This window comes from Acinetobacter sp. ESBL14 (assembly GCF_036668815.1).
GTDB classification, from domain to species: domain Bacteria; phylum Pseudomonadota; class Gammaproteobacteria; order Pseudomonadales; family Moraxellaceae; genus Acinetobacter; species Acinetobacter gyllenbergii.
In genome coordinates this window covers 833,404-851,091 of the sequence record NZ_JAZEVS010000001.1, presented here as the reverse complement: position 1 = coordinate 851,091, position 17,688 = coordinate 833,404, and the positions used below count along the sequence as shown (strand labels likewise).

Below are 17,688 nucleotides of genomic sequence, written 5' to 3'. Positions count from 1 at the left end.
CTCGTGATTTCGTCTTTCCGCTGTTGTTTGCAGTGTGGAATAGATCATTATTTTCGTCTATTAGAATGATTTACATGACTCATTCTAAAAATTAGAACAGTCTAGGCACTAAAATTGCTTTTGTATTGAAACCTGCTTTATCTCAAGTGAGTTTACAATGGCGCTGCCATTTTCACGTTTTGCCGATTATTTTATTGCCGTTGCCAAAACAGGCAGTTTAAGAAAAGCGGCCGATCAACTGTTTATTTCTGTCTCCGCCGTGCATCGGCAGATCGTGCTGGCAGAAGAAGAACTCGGCGTGGCTTTATTTGAACGATTACCCAGTGGACTCAAGCTGACTTTGGCTGGCGAATTACTCTATGCCGATCTACGCAGCTGGCAAAAAGAGTTTCAAATCACCCAGAAACGTTTGAATGAAATCCAAGGTATACAACGCGGTTCAATTGATTTTGGGATGATTGCAGCACTGAGTGAAAGCTTTGTCAGTGCGGTGATGCAGTCCATTGTTGAGCAATATCCGTGGATTAATTTTAAGGTTCGTGTCTTGGACAGTGATCGTATCGCGGATCTGGTGATCAATGCTGAACTCGACTTTGGTTTGATTCTGAACCCTAAACATCAGCACCAATTACAAATCAGCGCCTTTATTGAAATGCCCTTGGGTTTCGTGATTCCCAAACAGCATCCTTTAGCCCATAAAGAAAAAATCTACTTCTCCGATACGCTGGAATTCAATCATATTGTTCCTGCCGAGCCTTTGGTTATTCATGACCATGTTACGGCCTTATATAAAAAGCAGGACTTTCACCCACGTCATACCATCGAGTGCAATGATATCCATATGATGATTTCATTGCTCAGACAGAACTTAGGCATCAGCATTATGAGTTATCTGGATGCTGCCCCTTATATTGAAAATGGTGAGTTTGAATTTAGAGCAATCAATGACCATGGCCTACATCCAATTACCGTTGCACTTTGTGTTGCACCAAAACGGCAACTTTCTCGGATTGCGCAAATCATGATGAATCAAATCATTATCGAGATGGAGGCACTAAAATCGCGCATGTTAAAGAATATTCATCAATAACATGGTATTTTTGCACCAAAATAAAACACGCAAGCCATTGATTTAAATCAATATAGTATTTGACACCCAAAGATTTAATCGGGTAAGTTGATGTGAAGATTCACCTTTTTACGATTTAGGCATTGCTATGGTTTGGCCCAATACAGACACTCATTTAACAGCAGATTATCCACGTGATATGGTCGGTTATGCCGATCAACCACCCCATGCCCAATGGCCCAATCAAGCGAAAATTGCGGTGCAGTTTGTGTTGAATTATGAAGAAGGTGGTGAAAAACATATTCTGCATGGCGATGAAGGATCAGAGCAGTTTTTGTCTGAAATCAGTGGTGCAGAAAGTTATCCTGCGCGGCATCTTTCGATGGACTCGATTTATGAATATGGCTCACGGGTCGGTTTCTGGCGCATTCAACAGGAATTTGCCAAACGCCAATTACCCATGACCATTTTTGCTGTGGCAATGGCTTTGCAACGGAATCCATTGGTGGTCGAAGCGATCAAACAACATCACTATGATGTGGTATCGCATGGCTTGCGCTGGATTCATTATCAAAATATGGATATTGAAACTGAGAAACAACATATGACGGAAGCCATGCACATCCTCAAAGATTTGTTTGGTGAAATGCCAACGGGTTGGTATACAGGCCGCGATAGCCCCAATACCCGTCAGTTATTGGCGGAATATGATCAGGTGCAATATGACAGTGATTATTACGGCGATGACTTACCTTTTTGGACAACACTCCGCAATGCAGCGGGTGCAACCCGCCCGCATTTAATTATTCCCTATACACTTGATACCAATGACATGAAGTTTGCGTCTCCTACGGGTTTTAATCGTAGTAAGGATTTTTTTGAATATTTAAAAGATGCTTTTGATGTTCTCTATGCTGAGGGAGCAACTCATCCGAAAATGTTGTCTATTGGTATGCATTGTCGAATTTTAGGACGCCCTGCCCGCTTTAAGGCACTGCAACGCTTCTTGGATTATGTACAAAATCATGATCGGGTCTGGATTTGTACCCGTCAGCAGATTGCTGAGCATTGGTATAGACATCATCCTTTTCAAGCTTAGGCTTTTTAAAACGTCATCATGTGTCGTATATCCGATTTAAACAATTTTTCCAAAGAAAATAAGTTTTAAGATACTCCTTTAAAATAAGGAGATGATCAGGATGAAAGTACAATATTTTGCAGCGAGTACACTAGATGGATTTATCGCAACGGAAGATGATTCTTTAGAATGGTTATTTGCATTAGGCGAACTGGATAACTCAAGTTATCCCACGTTTATTGCAAATGTTGGCGCTTTGGTCATGGGCTCAGCAACTTATGAATGGATATTGAATAACGCAGAGCAAGTTGCTGCCGAAACAGGTTCAGCTTGGCCTTATACTCAGCCAACTTGGGTATTTTCCAGTCGTAAACTACCCTTGATTGAAGGTGCAGATATCCATTTTGTACAAGGAGAAGTTAGCCCTGTTTATTCTGAAATAAAATCCATTATTGATGATAAGAATATCTGGATTGTAGGCGGTGGCGAATTGGCAGGTCAGTTCTATGATGCAAATTTGCTTGATGAGCTTATTATACAAATTGGCTCAGTTACCCTTGCAAAAGGAAAAGCTCTTTTCCCCCGCAGAACACTTGCTCCAACACTTAAACTAAACTCTGTTCATCAAATGGGTGAAGGTATGGTTGAATTACATTATACCGTTGAGCGTAGTACAGCGATTTAATGGGCAGGATTTTGAACCTTCTAAACAGCCTGTTTTACCTACCGAGTAAATTGCACTAAGGTCATCGAGGAACACTAAAACTCAATCTAAATAGCCAACTTTGTTGAATAAAATGGGTTATTCGGAATAATTTTCCAATCATTGAACTGATACAATTTTATGACCTGATTGCAAATCGATGAGATGCGTTTATACGACATTTCTTAATACCCAAAAAGGAAAAATTAAAAAGGAAGAATGCTTATGGCGCTTATTTCATGCCCCGAATGCAGCCGTCAGGTTTCGACCCAAGCCAACTCCTGCCCGCATTGCGGTTATCCTCTGCAGACGCAACATAACACACCCGAGCCAAGAACATTGCAATCACCGCAGGTGTTAAGCCGCGCCATCATGGCACTCGGCGCTTGGTTGGTCACGCCCTGGATCGCGCGACTCCTGTTCGGACTAGCGGTGCTGGTATTTGCCTATCTTTCACTCAATAGCTAATCAAATATCTTCATTAAAGAACTACATCGCCATATTGTTATACAGGTGTATACATAAGTATTGTAGCCAAAGATAAGCATTCGAAGGACTTAAATCGACTTAATTAAAACAAAATACGGCCAACATATAAGTAGAGTGATTAGACATGTTTTCAATGAACAGATTCATGGTGCTAGGAATAGCATTGCTCGCGTGCTCCTGCACGAAGTCACCCTCGGCTGACGAGGAAAAGGTCAATGATGCGACTGCGAATACAGCCAAAGTCGCAGCCAAGTCCGCTGGGGATGTCGACTTCCCAGTAATTCCGCAGATCGTCGTGCCAGAGATCGTCGGTATCGGCCCAGCCCAGCGAGCGCTGGAAACATCGATGCAAGATATTATTGACCCAGTGGCTGGCATCAGTGTCAAGCCCGCCAACTGTACTACCGACGGCGCATTAGTCAACGATGCGGGCATTACCAGCATGGATGCGCAAGGCAATCTGTCGCGCAACGGTGATGAAGGCATCTTCCATATCGACGCAGACGGCAGTGGTACCGCCAACTACGAAGGCGGTGTCATCGTCATCAACGCCGATGGCAGTGGCACAATCAACGGCAATGGCGACGTTGGCGCTGACGATGGGATCATCTCGGTCGAGGCAGACGGTTCGGGCACATATAACGGCAAGTACGGCATCATCGTGCTGGACGGCAAAGGCGGTGGTACTTGGAACGGCGGCCACGGGGTGATTCGCAACCAAGGTGATGGTTCAGGCAGTTGGAATGGCCCACAAGGCATCGTCACCATCAACGCCGACGGCAGCGGTACATGGAACGGTCCACACGGGTTGGTGAGCAACGACGGTAAAGGCAATGGCAGCATTGGCACACCAGCACGTCAAGTGAAAATGGCACCAATTCCCAAGGTCGCTCCAGCTGGCAAGTTTCCACCGTTAAAAAAATTCGCCCCATCAGGCGCGCCATGCGGGTTCATCATCACTCTCAGTGATCAAGTGTTGTTTGATTTCGACAAGTCAGATATCCGTCCTGACGCAGCCAAGGTGCTGGACACCTTGGCCATGGCCTTGCAGAAAGTGCCAGCCAAGGCAATCGAAATTCGTGGTCATACTGATGCCAAGGGCAGTGATGCCTATAATCTGGATTTGTCCGAGCACCGTGCCAAATCCGTGGGCATGGCCTTGCGCCAGCGTGGTGCTGCAACCGATGCCAGCACGCGTGGTTACGGCGAGTCGCAGCCAGTAGCGCCCAACGAGGTCAGCGGTCAAGACAACGCTGCTGGCCGACAGTTGAACAGGCGGGTGGAAATCTTCGTGCGTACTTGATGATGCTAGCGGGCCAACAATGGTCACGTTTTATGCTCGTAAGCGTATTGCAATAGCTCAGTATTGCAATGCGCATTTGATGAACGATAAAACCTTGTATCTTGTCTATAATAGATTCCAATCTGGCAACTGATGATATGCCTAGGTTTTTTTATTACTCGCTGGACTTAGTTGAATGAATACTTAAAGATACCCGCAAATGCGATGAGTTTCCCCTGCTACAATATCTCATCTTTAGCTTAGGCTATTTTCGCCATTTCCATACTTCGCTGTTGTAACAGCTTCACCGCTTGCTTAGCTTGCCAAGCCAACTCCATCATATCCAGATCAGGAATCTGATCATTTTCCATCACCATTTTCCCTGCTACAAACATCGCCTTAATATGCGCACGTCCGCCACTTGCCACAGGTCCAATCGCCATATCATGCAAGCCAAAATAACGAGGATCATCTAACTGATAAATGACCAAGTCAGCCTGTTGCCCCACCTCAATTGTACCGATTTGATCGAGTCCCAAGATTTTCGCACCACCCACCGTTCCCCAACGGATCACATCCTCAATACTAGCAGCATCTGCACCACCTTCAAATTCTCCTCCCTCATATTGTGGTGTCGCCAACATCCCTTTTCTGGCCCGCTGTAATAACCAAGCGGCATGGGTTTCTGACAACATATCTGCGGCTTCATTGGAACCCGCACCATCCACCCCAATCGAAATGGTCATGCCTGCCTGTTCCAGAGCAACCAGATCAGCAATACCGCTACCCAAACGAGCATTACTCTGCGGACAGTGTGCGATTCCTGTTTGAGTTTGGCCCAACAACTGAATTTCTTCTGGCAATAATTTTACCAAATGGGCAAACCACACATCACTGCCAATCCAGTCCTGTTCAGCACAGAATTGGACTGGGGTCATAGCAAACTTGGCTCTAGCTGCATCCAGATAATCCACTGTTTCGGATAAATGACTATGCATCCGAATCCCCAATTGTCTGGCGATTTTGGCACTTTCACGCAACTGCTGTGCTGTGGTCGAATGCAAAGTTGAAGTGGGTGCCATCACGATTTTTCGGAAAGCATTTGAATCTGGCTGATGATAGTGCTGCACCAAACGCTCAATATCCGCTATATAGTCTTCAAATTTCTCTGGACGTAAGGCTTGAGGTAACTCACTTTCCAAACCACGCGTTAAGGTTGCACCACCGCGACACAACACAAAGCGCATACCCAATTTTTCGGCTTCATCAAATAAAATTGCAGCACCATCAAACGGCATTTGTGGCCAATATAAATAATGATGGTCTGCTACCGTTGCACAACCTGAACGTAATAATTCAATTAAGCCAATACGCACTGCAATCCGAAAAGTCGCCTCATCAAATGCACCACGAAATCGATACGGCGTACTGGCAAGCCATGAGGTCAGGCTTTGATTCAGTCCTTGTAGTTCACCCTTGAGTAAAGACTGAAATAAATGATGATGGGTATTCACCCATGCTGGGTAAATCACACAATCTTTGGCATCGACAATCTGCTCATTCGGCTGAGCGCTCAACCGCCCTATTTCCGTAATTTGTCCTGATTGGATGCGGATATCAGTAGATGAGCAGCGTGCTGCATCTCCAGATAATCCTGTCAAAATGGCATGGGCATTTTGAATTAAATAGCTATTATTTAAAGTCACTGAACTCATACTTGCTCACTCTCATGCCATTTGCTTAAAAACAACTGGCTTAATAAAGACATGACGACAAATAAGCCCAGACCCGTACAGGTAATCAGGAATAATGCAGCAAACATCAAGGGTAAATCCAACTGAAATCCTGCTTGTAAGATTTGATAAGCCAAGCCTGCACTGGTGCCACCCGCACCTGCAACAAACTCGGAAACTACAGCACCGATTAACGCCAAGCCACAGGAAATCCGTAAGCCACCAAAGAAATAAGGCAAAGCATTCGGCACACGTAAACGCATTAGAATTTGCCAGCGACTGGCTTTATTGATTTGAAAAAGATTGAGCAAACCTTTATTGACACTACGCAGACCCAAGGTGGTATTGGTCAGTATTGGAAAAACCGCGACTAACATGGCACACACCACCAAAGCCAAAGTGGTATTTTGAATCCAGATGATGACCAGAGGTGCGATTGCAACAATCGGTGTGACCTGAAATAAAATGGCATACGGCATAAAACAGGCTTCGAGCACACGACTTTGTACAAATACAAAAGCGATCAATGTGCCAATGATCACAGCGCAGACAAAAGCCAATAAAGTGATTTTTAAAGTTACCCATAAACTACTGAATAGCACACTAGACTGATTAATCAGCGCCATCACAATATCACTAGGTTTAGGTACGACATAAACAGGCACTTCCAGTTGTTGAAAACTCAGTTGCCAAAACATGAGAAAAATCAGACCAAGCCCAAGTGGAGCGGCAATACGTTGTACGGTTGGATGTTGTAGCAATGGTTTAATCATGAGCATGCCCTCCGCTTGCCTCAGCCAATAATTGCGATAGATGCGAACATTGTTGAATAAAAATGTCTGAGCTTCGGAAAGACTCATCGCGTTGATAAGGCCCATTAATATTTAAATCCGCCACTACACGTCCTGGTCGTGCACCCATCACAATGACCCTTGAAGACAGATACACCGCTTCGTAAATACTATGCGTGACAAATACCACCGTGAGATCTCGTTCTGACCATAATTGACGGATATCACTATCCAATTTATGGCGTGTAAACTCATCCAATGCGCCAAAAGGTTCATCCATCTGTAATAGATCAGGTTCAGTCACCAAAGCTCTGGCCAAAGAGGCACGCATTTGCATTCCACCCGAAAGTTCACGCGGATAAACTTTGCCGAATTTTTCTAAACCAACGGCTTTTAAAGCAGCTTGGACTTTGGGTGTACTGGTTGATTTGGCAATATGCTGTAAATCCAAAGGTAAACGCACATTGTCTTCAATATTGGCCCACGGCATCAGTGTTGCTTCCTGAAACACCATGGCCATTTTACATTGAGATTGCATTTCAGCCTTGCCATTCCAGCGCACCAAACCTGCTGAAGGCTGTTCCAGATCGGCAAACATTTTTAGCAAGGTACTTTTACCGCAGCCTGATGGTCCAAGTAATGAAACAATTTCACCGCGGGCAATATTTAAATCTAATCGCTGTAAGGCATTGGTGCCATTGGGATAAGTTTTTTCAACCCCTCTCGCCATAATCATCGGCATGATAAAGGTTGAAGATTCATGTATTGGTGTATCAATTGGTAAAGCAGAATTCATGTGGTTTCCCCTTCGTGCGAGTGCCCTATTTTGTTCACCCTTTCACCCTGACTTACTTTTCAGGCAAGTATCTAAGATTATTTGGCAGCTTTAACAAACTGCGTGGTATAAGCGGCTTTCCAATTGGTTTGGGTTTTGAGTAAACCTGCGTTCACCATAAAATCTCGGGTTGCTTTCCAACGTGCGTCTGTCATGATCCCAATGCCTTGGGTCTTGGCATCGCCGCCATCAATCAGTTTTAATTTGCGCATTTGTCCTACTGCAAAAGTCAGCAGTTCATCATTCATATTCGGGTTTTCTTTTTTAATGATGCTATTGCCCAAACGTGGATCAGCTAAATAGTTTTTCCATCCTTCCATCGATGCCTGAACAAAACGGCGCAGTACATCAGCTTTATTTTGAATGACATCATTGCGAGTCACTAAAATGCCGCCATAGGCTGGATACCCCGCATCAGCAAATAAAAAGAAATTACTTGATGGTTCTACTTTTTTCGCCTGAAAGACTTCCGAGGTGGCATAGGCCTGCTGTACTACATTTTTTCCTGCTAAAAATGGCTGCATATTGAAGGTATAAGGGCGTGCCTGCGCGGCATCTAATTTATATTTGCCTTTTAACCAAGGCCACCAGCTTGCTTGTCCGCTGGTCGAGACTAGAATGGTTTTGCTTTTGAGATCGGCCAAAGACTTTACATCGCTGTGAGTTAACACACCTTGTGGATCAAATTGAAATGGTGCTGCCACCGCTTTGATGGGAAAGTTACTTTCGATGCCTTTTAAGACCTGTAGATCATAATTAATAATAATGTCGGCACGTTTTGACAATAATAAGGTCATGTTATTGACCTGTGGGCCACCAATTTTAATATCGACATCAAGCCCGTATTTTTTATAAATTCCTTGTGCCAATGCTTGGTAATATCCCCCTTGCTCGGCTTGTGCAAACCAAGTGGTTTGTAAAACCAGTTTATCGGCTGCAAAACTGGTTGAGCTGAGCACTGTACCTAGCCCCAATAACGCGCCCGCGATAACAGTACGTCGCCCTTTGCCCACATAGTGCTGAATATTCATATTAAGACCCCTAAATCTGTATGGATTCATCTTGCTATTCTTTTTAGGGGGTCAATCAATGTATAAGCTACACATTTCTCTCAAAACCAAAAAATCAATTGGCTTTGTCCCCAAAAGAGGAACAGCAAACGCTGTAGAGCAATGTCCCGTATGTTTGCAACATACTGACCGCTTATACTCAATCATGATTTAGCAAGCTCTGTGCCAAGATTGATTTGATCTTGTTTTTTATAGCAATTCTCTAGGTTGGATTTATTATTAGTTGTTTTTAGGTGAATCAACTACATTGAGTCTTTGGTTTTGTATGCAGTTTAATGGTGCGTTAAGTAAGTACAGATGCACTCTAAATGAACTATGCGACCGAATAAATTGATCTTTTAAATAACGAGGTTACATGTCGACAATCATTCTGAAATTAGATTTAAAAAAATAAGTCGCCATCAAGTTCCCGAAATACATTCCTCAAAGTACCCATCAATCGTCACTATAGCGGGTAAAAAATCCAAATGTTGTGGTGACTCAAAAAGAATCATTATATTGATCCGATTATCGCCACTGCCAAAATAATTTTCATCGGAGACCTCTATTTCACAAGGGGAAAGATACTGCCAGATATGATGCACATCAGAACCAAAGTCGCTTGGAAGAAGTTCACAATCCACAAAAACATCAACCATTGCCTTACTTGCCAATGTCTTGATGGTCGCAACATCAGAAAGCAAACGCGTCATTGCTGCAATCTGCGCATCTGTTGGACCATCACGTTTTGCTCGAACAATAACCCGAAGCATCCCTTCGAATGCATCAAGTTCAACCTCTCTCAGCCAATGTGCACTGCCATATTTCAATAATCCAAATGGTGGGCAATTTATTGTATGCCGATTAAATACACTCATTACTGTCCTGTATTGCAGATAGCCTAGCTCTTGGTTTTATTCTACGCCCGATTGACGCCTTATATTTAAATGAAACACACCCCGAACTAAACCATTCAACATAACTCAAAATTCAGACCAATCTTAGCATCAATCTATTTCACTTTATAAACTGGCACAAAAAGTGCTTCATTCTTTCTGTCAGAGTAGAAGCGTTCAGCATAGTCAGTTACATCGACTGCTATGTGGGTCATTGCTCAGAAATCAGCTCACTTTTTTATAAAGCTTTCTCTTATGGAAAAAGTGCGGCTCTTTTTTGAATGTGACCCCGTCTCTTTCAATCTATTTGATTGGGTCACGGTTTATCCAAAAGATGAGGTTGAAATATGAATAGCGCCAATATGACTCCAATCGCTGAACATGACTACAGCTTAGAAGAACTGCAAAAAGAAGCGCGTATGGGGGCTTTGGGTCAAGAAACTTTTGAACGCGAAGTTCGAGTAATTGATTTATCTGACTTTGAACAACGTAAATATGAAATTGCGGAACAACTCTGGGCGGCTGCCACTGATATTGGTTTCTTTCAGGTCTCGCATCATGGTATTCCGCTTGAGCAGATTCAAACTGCATTTGACATGACACAACAGTTTTTTGCTTTGCCTGAACCAGTCAAAGCACGCTACCCACTCCATCGAAATGCAGGTTGGGAAAGTAAGGCCCAAGTCCGTCCATCGACCAGTACCCCAGACCAAAAAGAATCCTACCAAATTACTCGTCCACGTATGGATGGGCTTTATCCAACAGAGCAAGAGCTACCTGACTTTAAAAATACCATGCTTGAATTTGAACAGGCGTGTTGGCATGTGGGTATGAAAATACTCTCCTGTTTTGCTTATAAACTGGGTTTTGCCGATAATTTCTTTAGCCTTGCCCATGATCCTGAACAAGACAGTTATCAAAGCACTTTAAGAATGCTGCATTACTATGCCATTGATCCAGCTTTAAAAGATCAATTAGGTCTATGGCGTGCAGGCGCACATACCGATTTTGATTGTTTAACCTTATTATTCCAACGGAATGGTCAAGGTGGTCTGCAAGTCTGTCCAGGTAAAGATATGGAACAACAGCAATGGACCAGTATCGAACCACGGGATGATGTCATCACCTGTAATATCGGCGATATGTTGATGCGTTGGAGTGATGATCAATTGCCATCTAATTTCCACCGTGTCAAAAATCCAGAAGCAGATGAATATCAAGGCGCACGTTATAGCCTCGCCTTCTTCTGCCAAGCCAATGAAGATGTGCTGATTGAAAGCCCACAACAGAAATATCCAGCAATTACAGCGAAGGAATATTTAAAACAAAGAATTAGTGCAAATTTTAAAGGGAAATACTAATCGTTGATTCATTGTAGACAGAGGCAAATTGTCTCTGTCTGCTATTAGACAATTATCGAATTATTTTTCTCGTTTCTGATCTTTTTCTAGATCTATTCTTGGTTTTTTTAGGTGTCTTTTTTGGGGGCATAATAATTTTTCCAGTACCTAATCCTCGGAAAAAATAGTTAACAAGATAAATGAATAAAAAACCGAAATAGAAAAATGGGAATATCGTAAAGACACTAAAAGCACTTTCCCATAAAAGCACACCAATCCGATAATTATAACTTAACTGGATAAGCGCACCTCTACGGCTACCATCCTGAAAGGAAATATCATCCAAAAGAAAATGGATCATACCCATTAAAAAACAAAAGAAAAACATCCCTGAAACAATCGTTTTTTTAATTAATGGTTTCTCCAGCCATGGATATTTCTTCGATGCATCAAACTCGGCCTGAAAAAATTTACTATAAATTTTTTCCTGAAACACCTTGCCCAAACCCACTCTCTTAATAAATAGAAAACACAAATAACCGCCGAAAACAGATGTTATAATCGTATAATAAATACTTGAAAGAATAGTAAAAAATGGCAGAGGACCTTTGGTTCCCACCGTAATCAACATCTGCTCTGTAATATGACGATAAATCTCATACTGCCACTCATTGCGTGGATATGCTGGAAATAAAAATAACGGTAAAATGAATACAATAATCAAAAGGCTAATATGTATTTTCGCCTGTCTTTTTTCTTTAGCTCGTTGTTCAAGCGCTAAGCGCCTTTGTTCTAATTTTTCTTGCTTCTTTTGCTTTGTGTACTGCTCAAGCAATTCTCTTGCTACATAACGTTTTGTTGACATAGAAAATCAATATTTATGTTTTATATAAAAATCTTAATTAGAAAATAATAAAGATACGCGAATATTCATAGGATCGAGAATTTTAAATTAAAATGAACGACCTTCCAACATTTTAAATGTACATATCTTCTTTTTATAAAATTTATACAGTCAGAGATTCACGATCTCTGACTGTACTAAAGCTTCAGTAATCCAACAGATGTGAGATAAATGATGGACATCACAATTACTGCCACCCCCAATACGATCTACGACCAGAAAATCACTATCTGCTTCCAAAGTAATTAAAGGATGATGCCATACCCCTTGATGATAGGTAACACCCTGCTGCCCATTGCTGATAAAAGCTTGAATCCGTTGCTCATCAGGTCGCGCTTGATCAAAAGGCAACGCCACAACAACAATAAACTTCTGTTGCTGTAATGGAATAAAAGACTGTGAACCATAAGGATGTCGTTCTAACATCTCAATCTGAAATGGAATCGAAGTTGCAAACAGATTATGAAAAATGCTCATTCCTACGGCGACTTGATCCCCTGAGACCTGTGCCAGAGATAAGGCGTGATAGCGTTCAGTGAGCCCCTGATTAATTGGAATAAAGTCTTTGTTGCTCTTTTCAATCACATCCCCAAAAGCAGCAAAACTGTCTTGAGTTAAAGGCCGAATTTCAATATTCTTTTCATGCATAGGTTGATTCTCTTTAGATCAGTTGCATCGCGTGAGCAACACTGTCGCGCAAGACAACTTTTGCGCTGTTGCTTTATTTTGCTTAAAAATAACTACAGATTATGCAATCAAATTAAAATCAAAAGCTCAAAAACCAATGGCTGCGCCATTGGTTTTTGAGGGTGTGCTAAGGGGCTTCGCCCCTTAAACCCCTGAAAAATCATTTTGCAACCAGTGCCGCTTTCCCCCATAAACGAATCCGACTAATCCCACCATCAGGAATCATATTGACGCGAATATAATTCACTTTTTGATGTTGAAGCACTTCTGCAACATATTCATGAATATTGTCCATGGTCAAAGGCTGCTGTTCCAATACAAAAGGCCAGAACATACTCTGCGGAATAAGTTGCGCATCAGTCGCATCTTCAACATAAGCGGCTTGAATCGAACAAAAAGCGGGAAAATTCCCTTTAAAATACGCGGTATCGACGTCAATTTTTTCAATCTGCCCTGTTTGTCCCAAGGCAATAATGCACCAGTCAAAACCAGGAGCACGGCGACGTTTGGTCTCCCAACCATCGCCCATATTTAAACCACGATCAGGGCTGAGTAAATTATTCGGATGGCCAAAATGCGCATCGCTAAAGGCCACAATACGCCCGCCATTTTTTAAACCAATCAAATCCATCTGCTGGGTTGTATCGACATTTTCGAGCAGCACACGGCCATAGACTCTTAAACGGGCAATACCGCCATCAGGGAAAATATTAATACGAATATGGGTAATTTTCTGAGCAGCGCAGTCGAAAAAATGATGCTGATCTGGAGATAAAACCGAATTTTCTAATAACGTCGTCCAAGTGATACCTTCTAATTGATTATCTGGTGCATAGCAGCCCTCAATAGAAGCAGAGGCTGGATAATTACCTGTAAAGAATGAGGTATCAATATCAAATCCAGATACGGTCCCTGTTGCGCCTAAACGAACAATACACCAATCATAACCAGACTCACGTTTACGTCGCGTTTCCCACCCATCCATCCATTTACCATTGTCATCATATTTTCCTTCAATGAATTGAGCGGGTGTGCTTTGCAACATTCTTGCCGCTTCTGCAAAAAACTCATCAGAACAACTGACGATACTTGCACCAATTCTGGCATCAGCAAGATTGGTGAACGCCTGCAAATGGGTCGGTAAAGCTACGGTTTTAGCAACATGCACTGTCATTGATCATTCCTGAAGGTTTCATTTCTATTCTATTATGCAAGATCCAGTCCAACTGGTCTGACCTGTTGTTAAAAATATAGCTATTTTTAATCAACAGCGCCAACAAAAAGATAAATTTTGTGTAGAATCAAACTGTTTATTTTTATATTTAAGGTGTGTTGCTGATGAGTCCACAGGCGATGCTCAATGGAAAATCATCTCAGGTGACTGAGCAAGCGGTGGAAGTGATTCATCAACGCATTCAACAAAATACGTATGCAGTCGGTTCTGCCTTACCCTCGCAACGTGATCTTGCCCTCCAGTTGGGAATCAGTCGTGCTTCTTTACGTGAGGCATTAACCCGTCTTGCCGCTTTAGGCTTATTGGAAATCAAGGCGGGTAAAGGGGTTTATGTGATTTCACAGCATAGCCAAGCCGCAGAACAATGGGATGGCGAACACCGTGTTTCGCTTAAAGATTTCTATCAATTACGTTATGTACTGGAAGGTTTCTGTGCCCTGCTTGCATGTGAATATTTAACCGAACAGGATAAGTCGACCCTGCAGCAACACTACCAGTCCCTTGCCGGTGCAATCAAAGAACAAAACTGGCAGGCAGCCTCTGAATTTGATTATGCTTTTCATCAGCACATTATTGAACTTAGCCATAATCAATCAATTATTCAAACACTTAAAATGCATACTGAATGGATTAAAAAAAGTCAGATCCTACCTTTTGTTCAACCTAATCTGGCATTTAAAACTATTCAAGAACATGAGTTAATTCTGCAAGCCTTATTTCATCAGGATGCAGCTGCGGCTGAAAAAGCCATGCAAGCGCATATTATTGGTGCTGCACAACGGGCGGGTGTGTACTTTTCTCGGCATAACAGCTCAATCTAAGCACGAAAATTAAATCTGCACCACTTTGCCCCATACTTTGAACCATATCCATGCAACCTTTCTATTTTTGCTTTTTAATAAAGCAAATTGTCTGGTATGACCAGTAAAACCAGTTGCTAAAATTGGCACACTTCTCGCTTAGAACTGTTTAGAAACTTATTTATATTTTAGGGTCTGAACAATGAATATTGCGATTGTAGGTGCAGGTATGGGCGGTTTGACTGCTGGTATCGCTTTAAAAAAATTTGGTCATCAGGTCACGATCTATGAACAAGCTGCCGAAATCTTACCCGTCGGCGCCGCTATTTCACTGTGGTCAAATGGGGTGAAGTGCCTCAACTATCTGGGCTTAACCGATCAAATTCAGGCGCTTGGTGGACAAATGGAATCTTTGGCCTATGTGGATGGACTGAGCCAACAAACCATGACTCAATTTAGCTTATCACCATTATATAAAGAAGTCGGACAACGTGCCTATCCTGTCGCCCGAGCTGATCTACAACAATTATTAATGCAACAATTTGGTCTGGCAGATATCAAACTGGGCATGAAAATGACCGAGATTGAAAGCCATCAAGATGATGTCACCCTTCATTTTCAGGATGGCTCACAAATTACAGCCGATTTACTGATTGGTGCAGATGGCACACATTCGCTCACCCGAAAATTTGTCCTCGGTTACCAAGTTGAACGTCGCTATGCAGGTTATGTGAATTGGAATGGTTTAGTTGATATTGATGAAGCGATTGCACCTGCCATGCAATGGACGACGTATATCGGTGAAGGTAAGCGTGTTTCACTGATGCCCGTTGCCCAAAATCGTTTCTATTTTTTCTTTGATGTGCCGCTAGCGGCTGGTTTGGAAAATCAGCGTGAACAGTATAAGCAAGACCTGAAATCCCATTTCAGCGGTTGGTGTGAACCTGTACAAAAACTGATTGAACGTTTAGATGTGCAAAAAACCAATCGTGTCGAAATTCATGACATTGAACCGTTTATGGATTTTTATAGAGGACGTGTGGTGCTACTCGGTGATGCAGCGCATAGCACCACCCCTGATATCGGACAAGGCGGCTGTCAAGCCATGGAAGATGCAATTTACCTCGCCCGCGCCTTGCAAATCAACACCTTTGGTTTAGAGGATGCATTGGCACGTTATCAAAACAAACGCAATGATCGTACCAAAGAAATGGTGCTCCGAGCCCGTAAGCGTTGCGATGTCACCCATATGAAAGATCCTCAAGTGACTGAAGAATGGTATCAATCGCTGTACCAAGAGCAAGGCTCACATATCATGCAAGGGATTATCAGTAATATTATTGGCAATCCACTCGATTAAATTAAAAAAGGGGCGCTTATCAGCCCCCCTCCTTTAAATCAATCACGATTTCTTAAGCCGCCAATAAGGCTTTCGCTGCAGCACGATGTTTTGCTTTCAGTTCTTCTAAATCAAGTCCTTGAATCTCGCCATGTTTGACTCGCCACTGGCCTGCGACCATCACATGTTCCGCTTTATCCGCACCACACAAGAGCAAGGCTGCAATTGGGTCATGACTACCTGAGAATTTCAATTCATCGAGCTTATAACAGGCTAAATCGGCCTGATACTCAGGCGCAAATTGTCCTAAATGCTGTCCACGCCCTAATAGCTGTGCGGAACCGAGGGTTCCCCAATGCAAGGCCAACTCAGGAGTAATCCTTTCAGCACCGTATTTTAAACGTTGTAAATACATGGCCTGACGAACTTCCAGAATTAAATTTGAAGCATCTCCAGAGGCGGAACCATCAACGCCCAGCCCCACATTGGCACCTGCCTGCATTAAATCGAGGGTTGGGCAAATCCCTGAGGCGAGGCGCATATTGGAATGTGGACAATGACAGATTCCCACACCTGCCTGCCCTAAACGCTGAATTTCATCTGCATTAAAATGAATACCATGTGCTAACCAAGTCCGTTCATTTAGCCAACCCACGTGTTCTAAATAATCCACCGTGCGCATGCCAAACTTTTCCAGACAGAAGCTTTCCTCATCCAAGGTTTCTGCGAGGTGTGTATGCAATCGAACATCCAGTGTCTGAGCGAGTTGCGCGCTTTCTCGCATAATCTCCTGTGTCACCGAAAAGGGTGAGCATGGAGCCAAAGCAATATTGACCATGCCATTATCCCCGCGTTGATGATAGGTCTGCACCAAGCGCTCACTGTCCTTTAAAATGACTTCCATACTTTGCACAGTATGCTGTGGCGGTAAACCACCCTGTTCTTGTCCAAGACTCATCGAACCTCGGGTTAACATCACCCGCATTCCCAATTGCTGTGCGGCATTAACTTGAATATCAATCGCATCGGTCAATTGTTGCGGGAATAAATAATGATGATCCGCAGCAAAGGTACAACCCGATAACAACAACTCGGCCAAAGCCACTTGAGTCGCGACATGTAACTGCTCTGGATTTAGACGTGCCCATACTGGGTACAGATTAACCAACCATGGAAATAAAGGGAGATTAACCACAGGTGCCCAAGCTCGAGTCAAGGTTTGATAAAAATGATGGTGGCTATTTACCAAGCCAGGAATCACCACCACATCTTTGGCATCGAATATCTCATCACAAGGCAGACTGGGTTGCTGATCCTTTGCCAAAACCTCAATGATTTTATTATTTTCAATCACCAAGCCATTACTCGCATCGAGTTGATTCGCGGTATAAATTGCGAGTGGTTGTTTAATCCAGATTCTTGAACGGCTATTTAAGCTGGCCATCATTGTCATTACCTC

Annotated in this window: 17 protein-coding genes; 8 read left to right on the top strand and 9 right to left on the bottom strand. The window is 42.9% G+C overall.

Annotation, left to right across the window (positions count from 1 at the left end; genetic code table 11):
* Positions 1-157: 157 nt before the first annotated feature.
* The 5 genes from V6E90_RS04115 (at position 158) to V6E90_RS04095 (ending at position 4,642) form a co-directional block, all read left to right on the top strand.
* Positions 158-1,090 carry a LysR family transcriptional regulator gene (locus V6E90_RS04115; protein ID WP_332604593.1) on the top strand — a complete coding sequence of 311 codons (933 nt, stop codon included), beginning with the start codon at positions 158-160 and terminating at the stop codon, positions 1,088-1,090.
* A gap of 127 nt (positions 1,091-1,217) precedes the next feature.
* Complete coding sequence (gene puuE / locus V6E90_RS04110) at positions 1,218-2,168, top strand: allantoinase PuuE (RefSeq protein WP_332604592.1); 951 nt, start codon at positions 1,218-1,220, stop codon at positions 2,166-2,168.
* 100 nt (positions 2,169-2,268) lie between these two features.
* On the top strand, positions 2,269-2,832 hold the full coding sequence (locus V6E90_RS04105; protein ID WP_442881244.1) for a dihydrofolate reductase family protein: 564 nt from the start codon (positions 2,269-2,271) through the stop codon (positions 2,830-2,832).
* A 243-nt stretch (positions 2,833-3,075) separates the two neighbouring features.
* A complete protein-coding gene (locus tag V6E90_RS04100) occupies positions 3,076-3,318 on the top strand; it encodes a zinc ribbon domain-containing protein (RefSeq protein ID WP_016542930.1) in 243 nt (80 codons plus the stop codon).
* Positions 3,319-3,463: 145 nt separating this feature from the next.
* Entirely contained in the window at positions 3,464-4,642 is a 1,179-nt protein-coding gene (locus V6E90_RS04095) for an OmpA family protein (protein WP_332604591.1), read from the top strand.
* Positions 4,643-4,881: 239 nt separating this feature from the next.
* On the opposite strand, the gene V6E90_RS04090 is transcribed toward V6E90_RS04095, so the two are convergent.
* From V6E90_RS04090 to V6E90_RS04070, 5 genes are all read right to left on the bottom strand, one after another.
* Positions 4,882-6,336 (bottom strand): amidohydrolase family protein, encoded by a 1,455-nt coding sequence (locus V6E90_RS04090; protein ID WP_332604590.1) that lies wholly within the window; start codon positions 6,334-6,336, stop codon positions 4,882-4,884.
* The gene (locus V6E90_RS04085; RefSeq protein WP_016542927.1) at positions 6,333-7,127 is read right to left on the bottom strand and encodes an ABC transporter permease; all 795 of its coding nucleotides are present in this window, start codon (positions 7,125-7,127) and stop codon (positions 6,333-6,335) included. The genes V6E90_RS04090 and V6E90_RS04085 overlap by 4 nt, the downstream gene beginning before the upstream one ends.
* Positions 7,120-7,941 (bottom strand): ABC transporter ATP-binding protein, encoded by an 822-nt coding sequence (locus V6E90_RS04080; protein WP_332604589.1) that lies wholly within the window; start codon positions 7,939-7,941, stop codon positions 7,120-7,122. Before V6E90_RS04080 ends, V6E90_RS04085 begins: the two co-directional genes overlap by 8 nt.
* 77 nt (positions 7,942-8,018) lie before the next feature.
* Positions 8,019-9,011 carry an ABC transporter substrate-binding protein gene (locus V6E90_RS04075; RefSeq protein WP_332604588.1) on the bottom strand — a complete coding sequence of 331 codons (993 nt, stop codon included), beginning with the start codon at positions 9,009-9,011 and terminating at the stop codon, positions 8,019-8,021.
* A gap of 440 nt (positions 9,012-9,451) precedes the next feature.
* A complete protein-coding gene (locus V6E90_RS04070) occupies positions 9,452-9,907 on the bottom strand; it encodes a hypothetical protein (protein WP_332604587.1) in 456 nt (151 codons plus the stop codon).
* Positions 9,908-10,272: 365 nt separating this feature from the next.
* Here V6E90_RS04070 and V6E90_RS04065 point away from each other — a divergent pair, with 365 nt between their 5' ends.
* The gene (locus V6E90_RS04065; RefSeq protein WP_065342281.1) at positions 10,273-11,286 is read left to right on the top strand and encodes an isopenicillin N synthase family dioxygenase; all 1,014 of its coding nucleotides are present in this window, start codon (positions 10,273-10,275) and stop codon (positions 11,284-11,286) included.
* A gap of 52 nt (positions 11,287-11,338) precedes the next feature.
* On the opposite strand, the gene V6E90_RS04060 is transcribed toward V6E90_RS04065, so the two are convergent.
* The 3 genes from V6E90_RS04060 to alc all read right to left on the bottom strand — a co-directional run bounded on the left by V6E90_RS04060 (position 11,339) and on the right by alc (position 14,030).
* A complete protein-coding gene (locus tag V6E90_RS04060; protein ID WP_332604586.1) occupies positions 11,339-12,130 on the bottom strand; it encodes a hypothetical protein in 792 nt (263 codons plus the stop codon).
* 150 nt (positions 12,131-12,280) lie between these two features.
* Positions 12,281-12,817, bottom strand: a complete 537-nt coding sequence (locus tag V6E90_RS04055; RefSeq protein WP_332604585.1) for an ureidoglycolate lyase — start codon at positions 12,815-12,817, stop codon at positions 12,281-12,283.
* A 199-nt stretch (positions 12,818-13,016) separates the two neighbouring features.
* A complete protein-coding gene (alc, locus tag V6E90_RS04050) occupies positions 13,017-14,030 on the bottom strand; it encodes an allantoicase (protein ID WP_332604584.1) in 1,014 nt (337 codons plus the stop codon).
* A gap of 164 nt (positions 14,031-14,194) precedes the next feature.
* On the opposite strand from alc, the gene V6E90_RS04045 reads away from it, so the two are divergent.
* The gene (locus V6E90_RS04045; RefSeq protein WP_332604583.1) at positions 14,195-14,911 is read left to right on the top strand and encodes a FadR/GntR family transcriptional regulator; all 717 of its coding nucleotides are present in this window, start codon (positions 14,195-14,197) and stop codon (positions 14,909-14,911) included.
* A gap of 181 nt (positions 14,912-15,092) precedes the next feature.
* Positions 15,093-16,250 (top strand): FAD-dependent urate hydroxylase HpxO, encoded by a 1,158-nt coding sequence (hpxO, locus tag V6E90_RS04040; protein WP_171552493.1) that lies wholly within the window; start codon positions 15,093-15,095, stop codon positions 16,248-16,250.
* Positions 16,251-16,302: 52 nt separating this feature from the next.
* Here the strand turns inward: hpxO and V6E90_RS04035 are convergent, their stop codons facing one another.
* Positions 16,303-17,676 carry an 8-oxoguanine deaminase gene (locus V6E90_RS04035; protein WP_332605066.1) on the bottom strand — a complete coding sequence of 458 codons (1,374 nt, stop codon included), beginning with the start codon at positions 17,674-17,676 and terminating at the stop codon, positions 16,303-16,305.
* Positions 17,677-17,688: the final 12 nt, after the last annotated feature.

What these genes read in the sequence shown, in the direction of transcription:
- V6E90_RS04115 (WP_332604593.1), top strand. Translation starts at nt 158, where the DNA reads ATGGCGCTGCCATTTTCACGTTTTGCCGATTATTTTATTGCCGTTGCC.
- puuE (WP_332604592.1), top strand. Translation starts at nt 1,218, where the DNA reads ATGGTTTGGCCCAATACAGACACTCATTTAACAGCAGATTATCCACGT.
- V6E90_RS04105 (WP_442881244.1), top strand. Translation starts at nt 2,269, where the DNA reads ATGAAAGTACAATATTTTGCAGCGAGTACACTAGATGGATTTATCGCA.
- V6E90_RS04100 (WP_016542930.1), top strand. Translation starts at nt 3,076, where the DNA reads ATGGCGCTTATTTCATGCCCCGAATGCAGCCGTCAGGTTTCGACCCAA.
- V6E90_RS04095 (WP_332604591.1), top strand. Translation starts at nt 3,464, where the DNA reads ATGTTTTCAATGAACAGATTCATGGTGCTAGGAATAGCATTGCTCGCG.
- V6E90_RS04090 (WP_332604590.1), bottom strand. Translation starts at nt 6,336, where the DNA reads ATGAGTTCAGTGACTTTAAATAATAGCTATTTAATTCAAAATGCCCAT.
- V6E90_RS04085 (WP_016542927.1), bottom strand. Translation starts at nt 7,127, where the DNA reads ATGATTAAACCATTGCTACAACATCCAACCGTACAACGTATTGCCGCT.
- V6E90_RS04080 (WP_332604589.1), bottom strand. Translation starts at nt 7,941, where the DNA reads ATGAATTCTGCTTTACCAATTGATACACCAATACATGAATCTTCAACC.
- V6E90_RS04075 (WP_332604588.1), bottom strand. Translation starts at nt 9,011, where the DNA reads ATGAATATTCAGCACTATGTGGGCAAAGGGCGACGTACTGTTATCGCG.
- V6E90_RS04070 (WP_332604587.1), bottom strand. Translation starts at nt 9,907, where the DNA reads ATGAGTGTATTTAATCGGCATACAATAAATTGCCCACCATTTGGATTA.
- V6E90_RS04065 (WP_065342281.1), top strand. Translation starts at nt 10,273, where the DNA reads ATGAATAGCGCCAATATGACTCCAATCGCTGAACATGACTACAGCTTA.
- V6E90_RS04060 (WP_332604586.1), bottom strand. Translation starts at nt 12,130, where the DNA reads ATGTCAACAAAACGTTATGTAGCAAGAGAATTGCTTGAGCAGTACACA.
- V6E90_RS04055 (WP_332604585.1), bottom strand. Translation starts at nt 12,817, where the DNA reads ATGCATGAAAAGAATATTGAAATTCGGCCTTTAACTCAAGACAGTTTT.
- alc (WP_332604584.1), bottom strand. Translation starts at nt 14,030, where the DNA reads ATGACAGTGCATGTTGCTAAAACCGTAGCTTTACCGACCCATTTGCAG.
- V6E90_RS04045 (WP_332604583.1), top strand. Translation starts at nt 14,195, where the DNA reads ATGAGTCCACAGGCGATGCTCAATGGAAAATCATCTCAGGTGACTGAG.
- hpxO (WP_171552493.1), top strand. Translation starts at nt 15,093, where the DNA reads ATGAATATTGCGATTGTAGGTGCAGGTATGGGCGGTTTGACTGCTGGT.
- V6E90_RS04035 (WP_332605066.1), bottom strand. Translation starts at nt 17,676, where the DNA reads ATGATGGCCAGCTTAAATAGCCGTTCAAGAATCTGGATTAAACAACCA.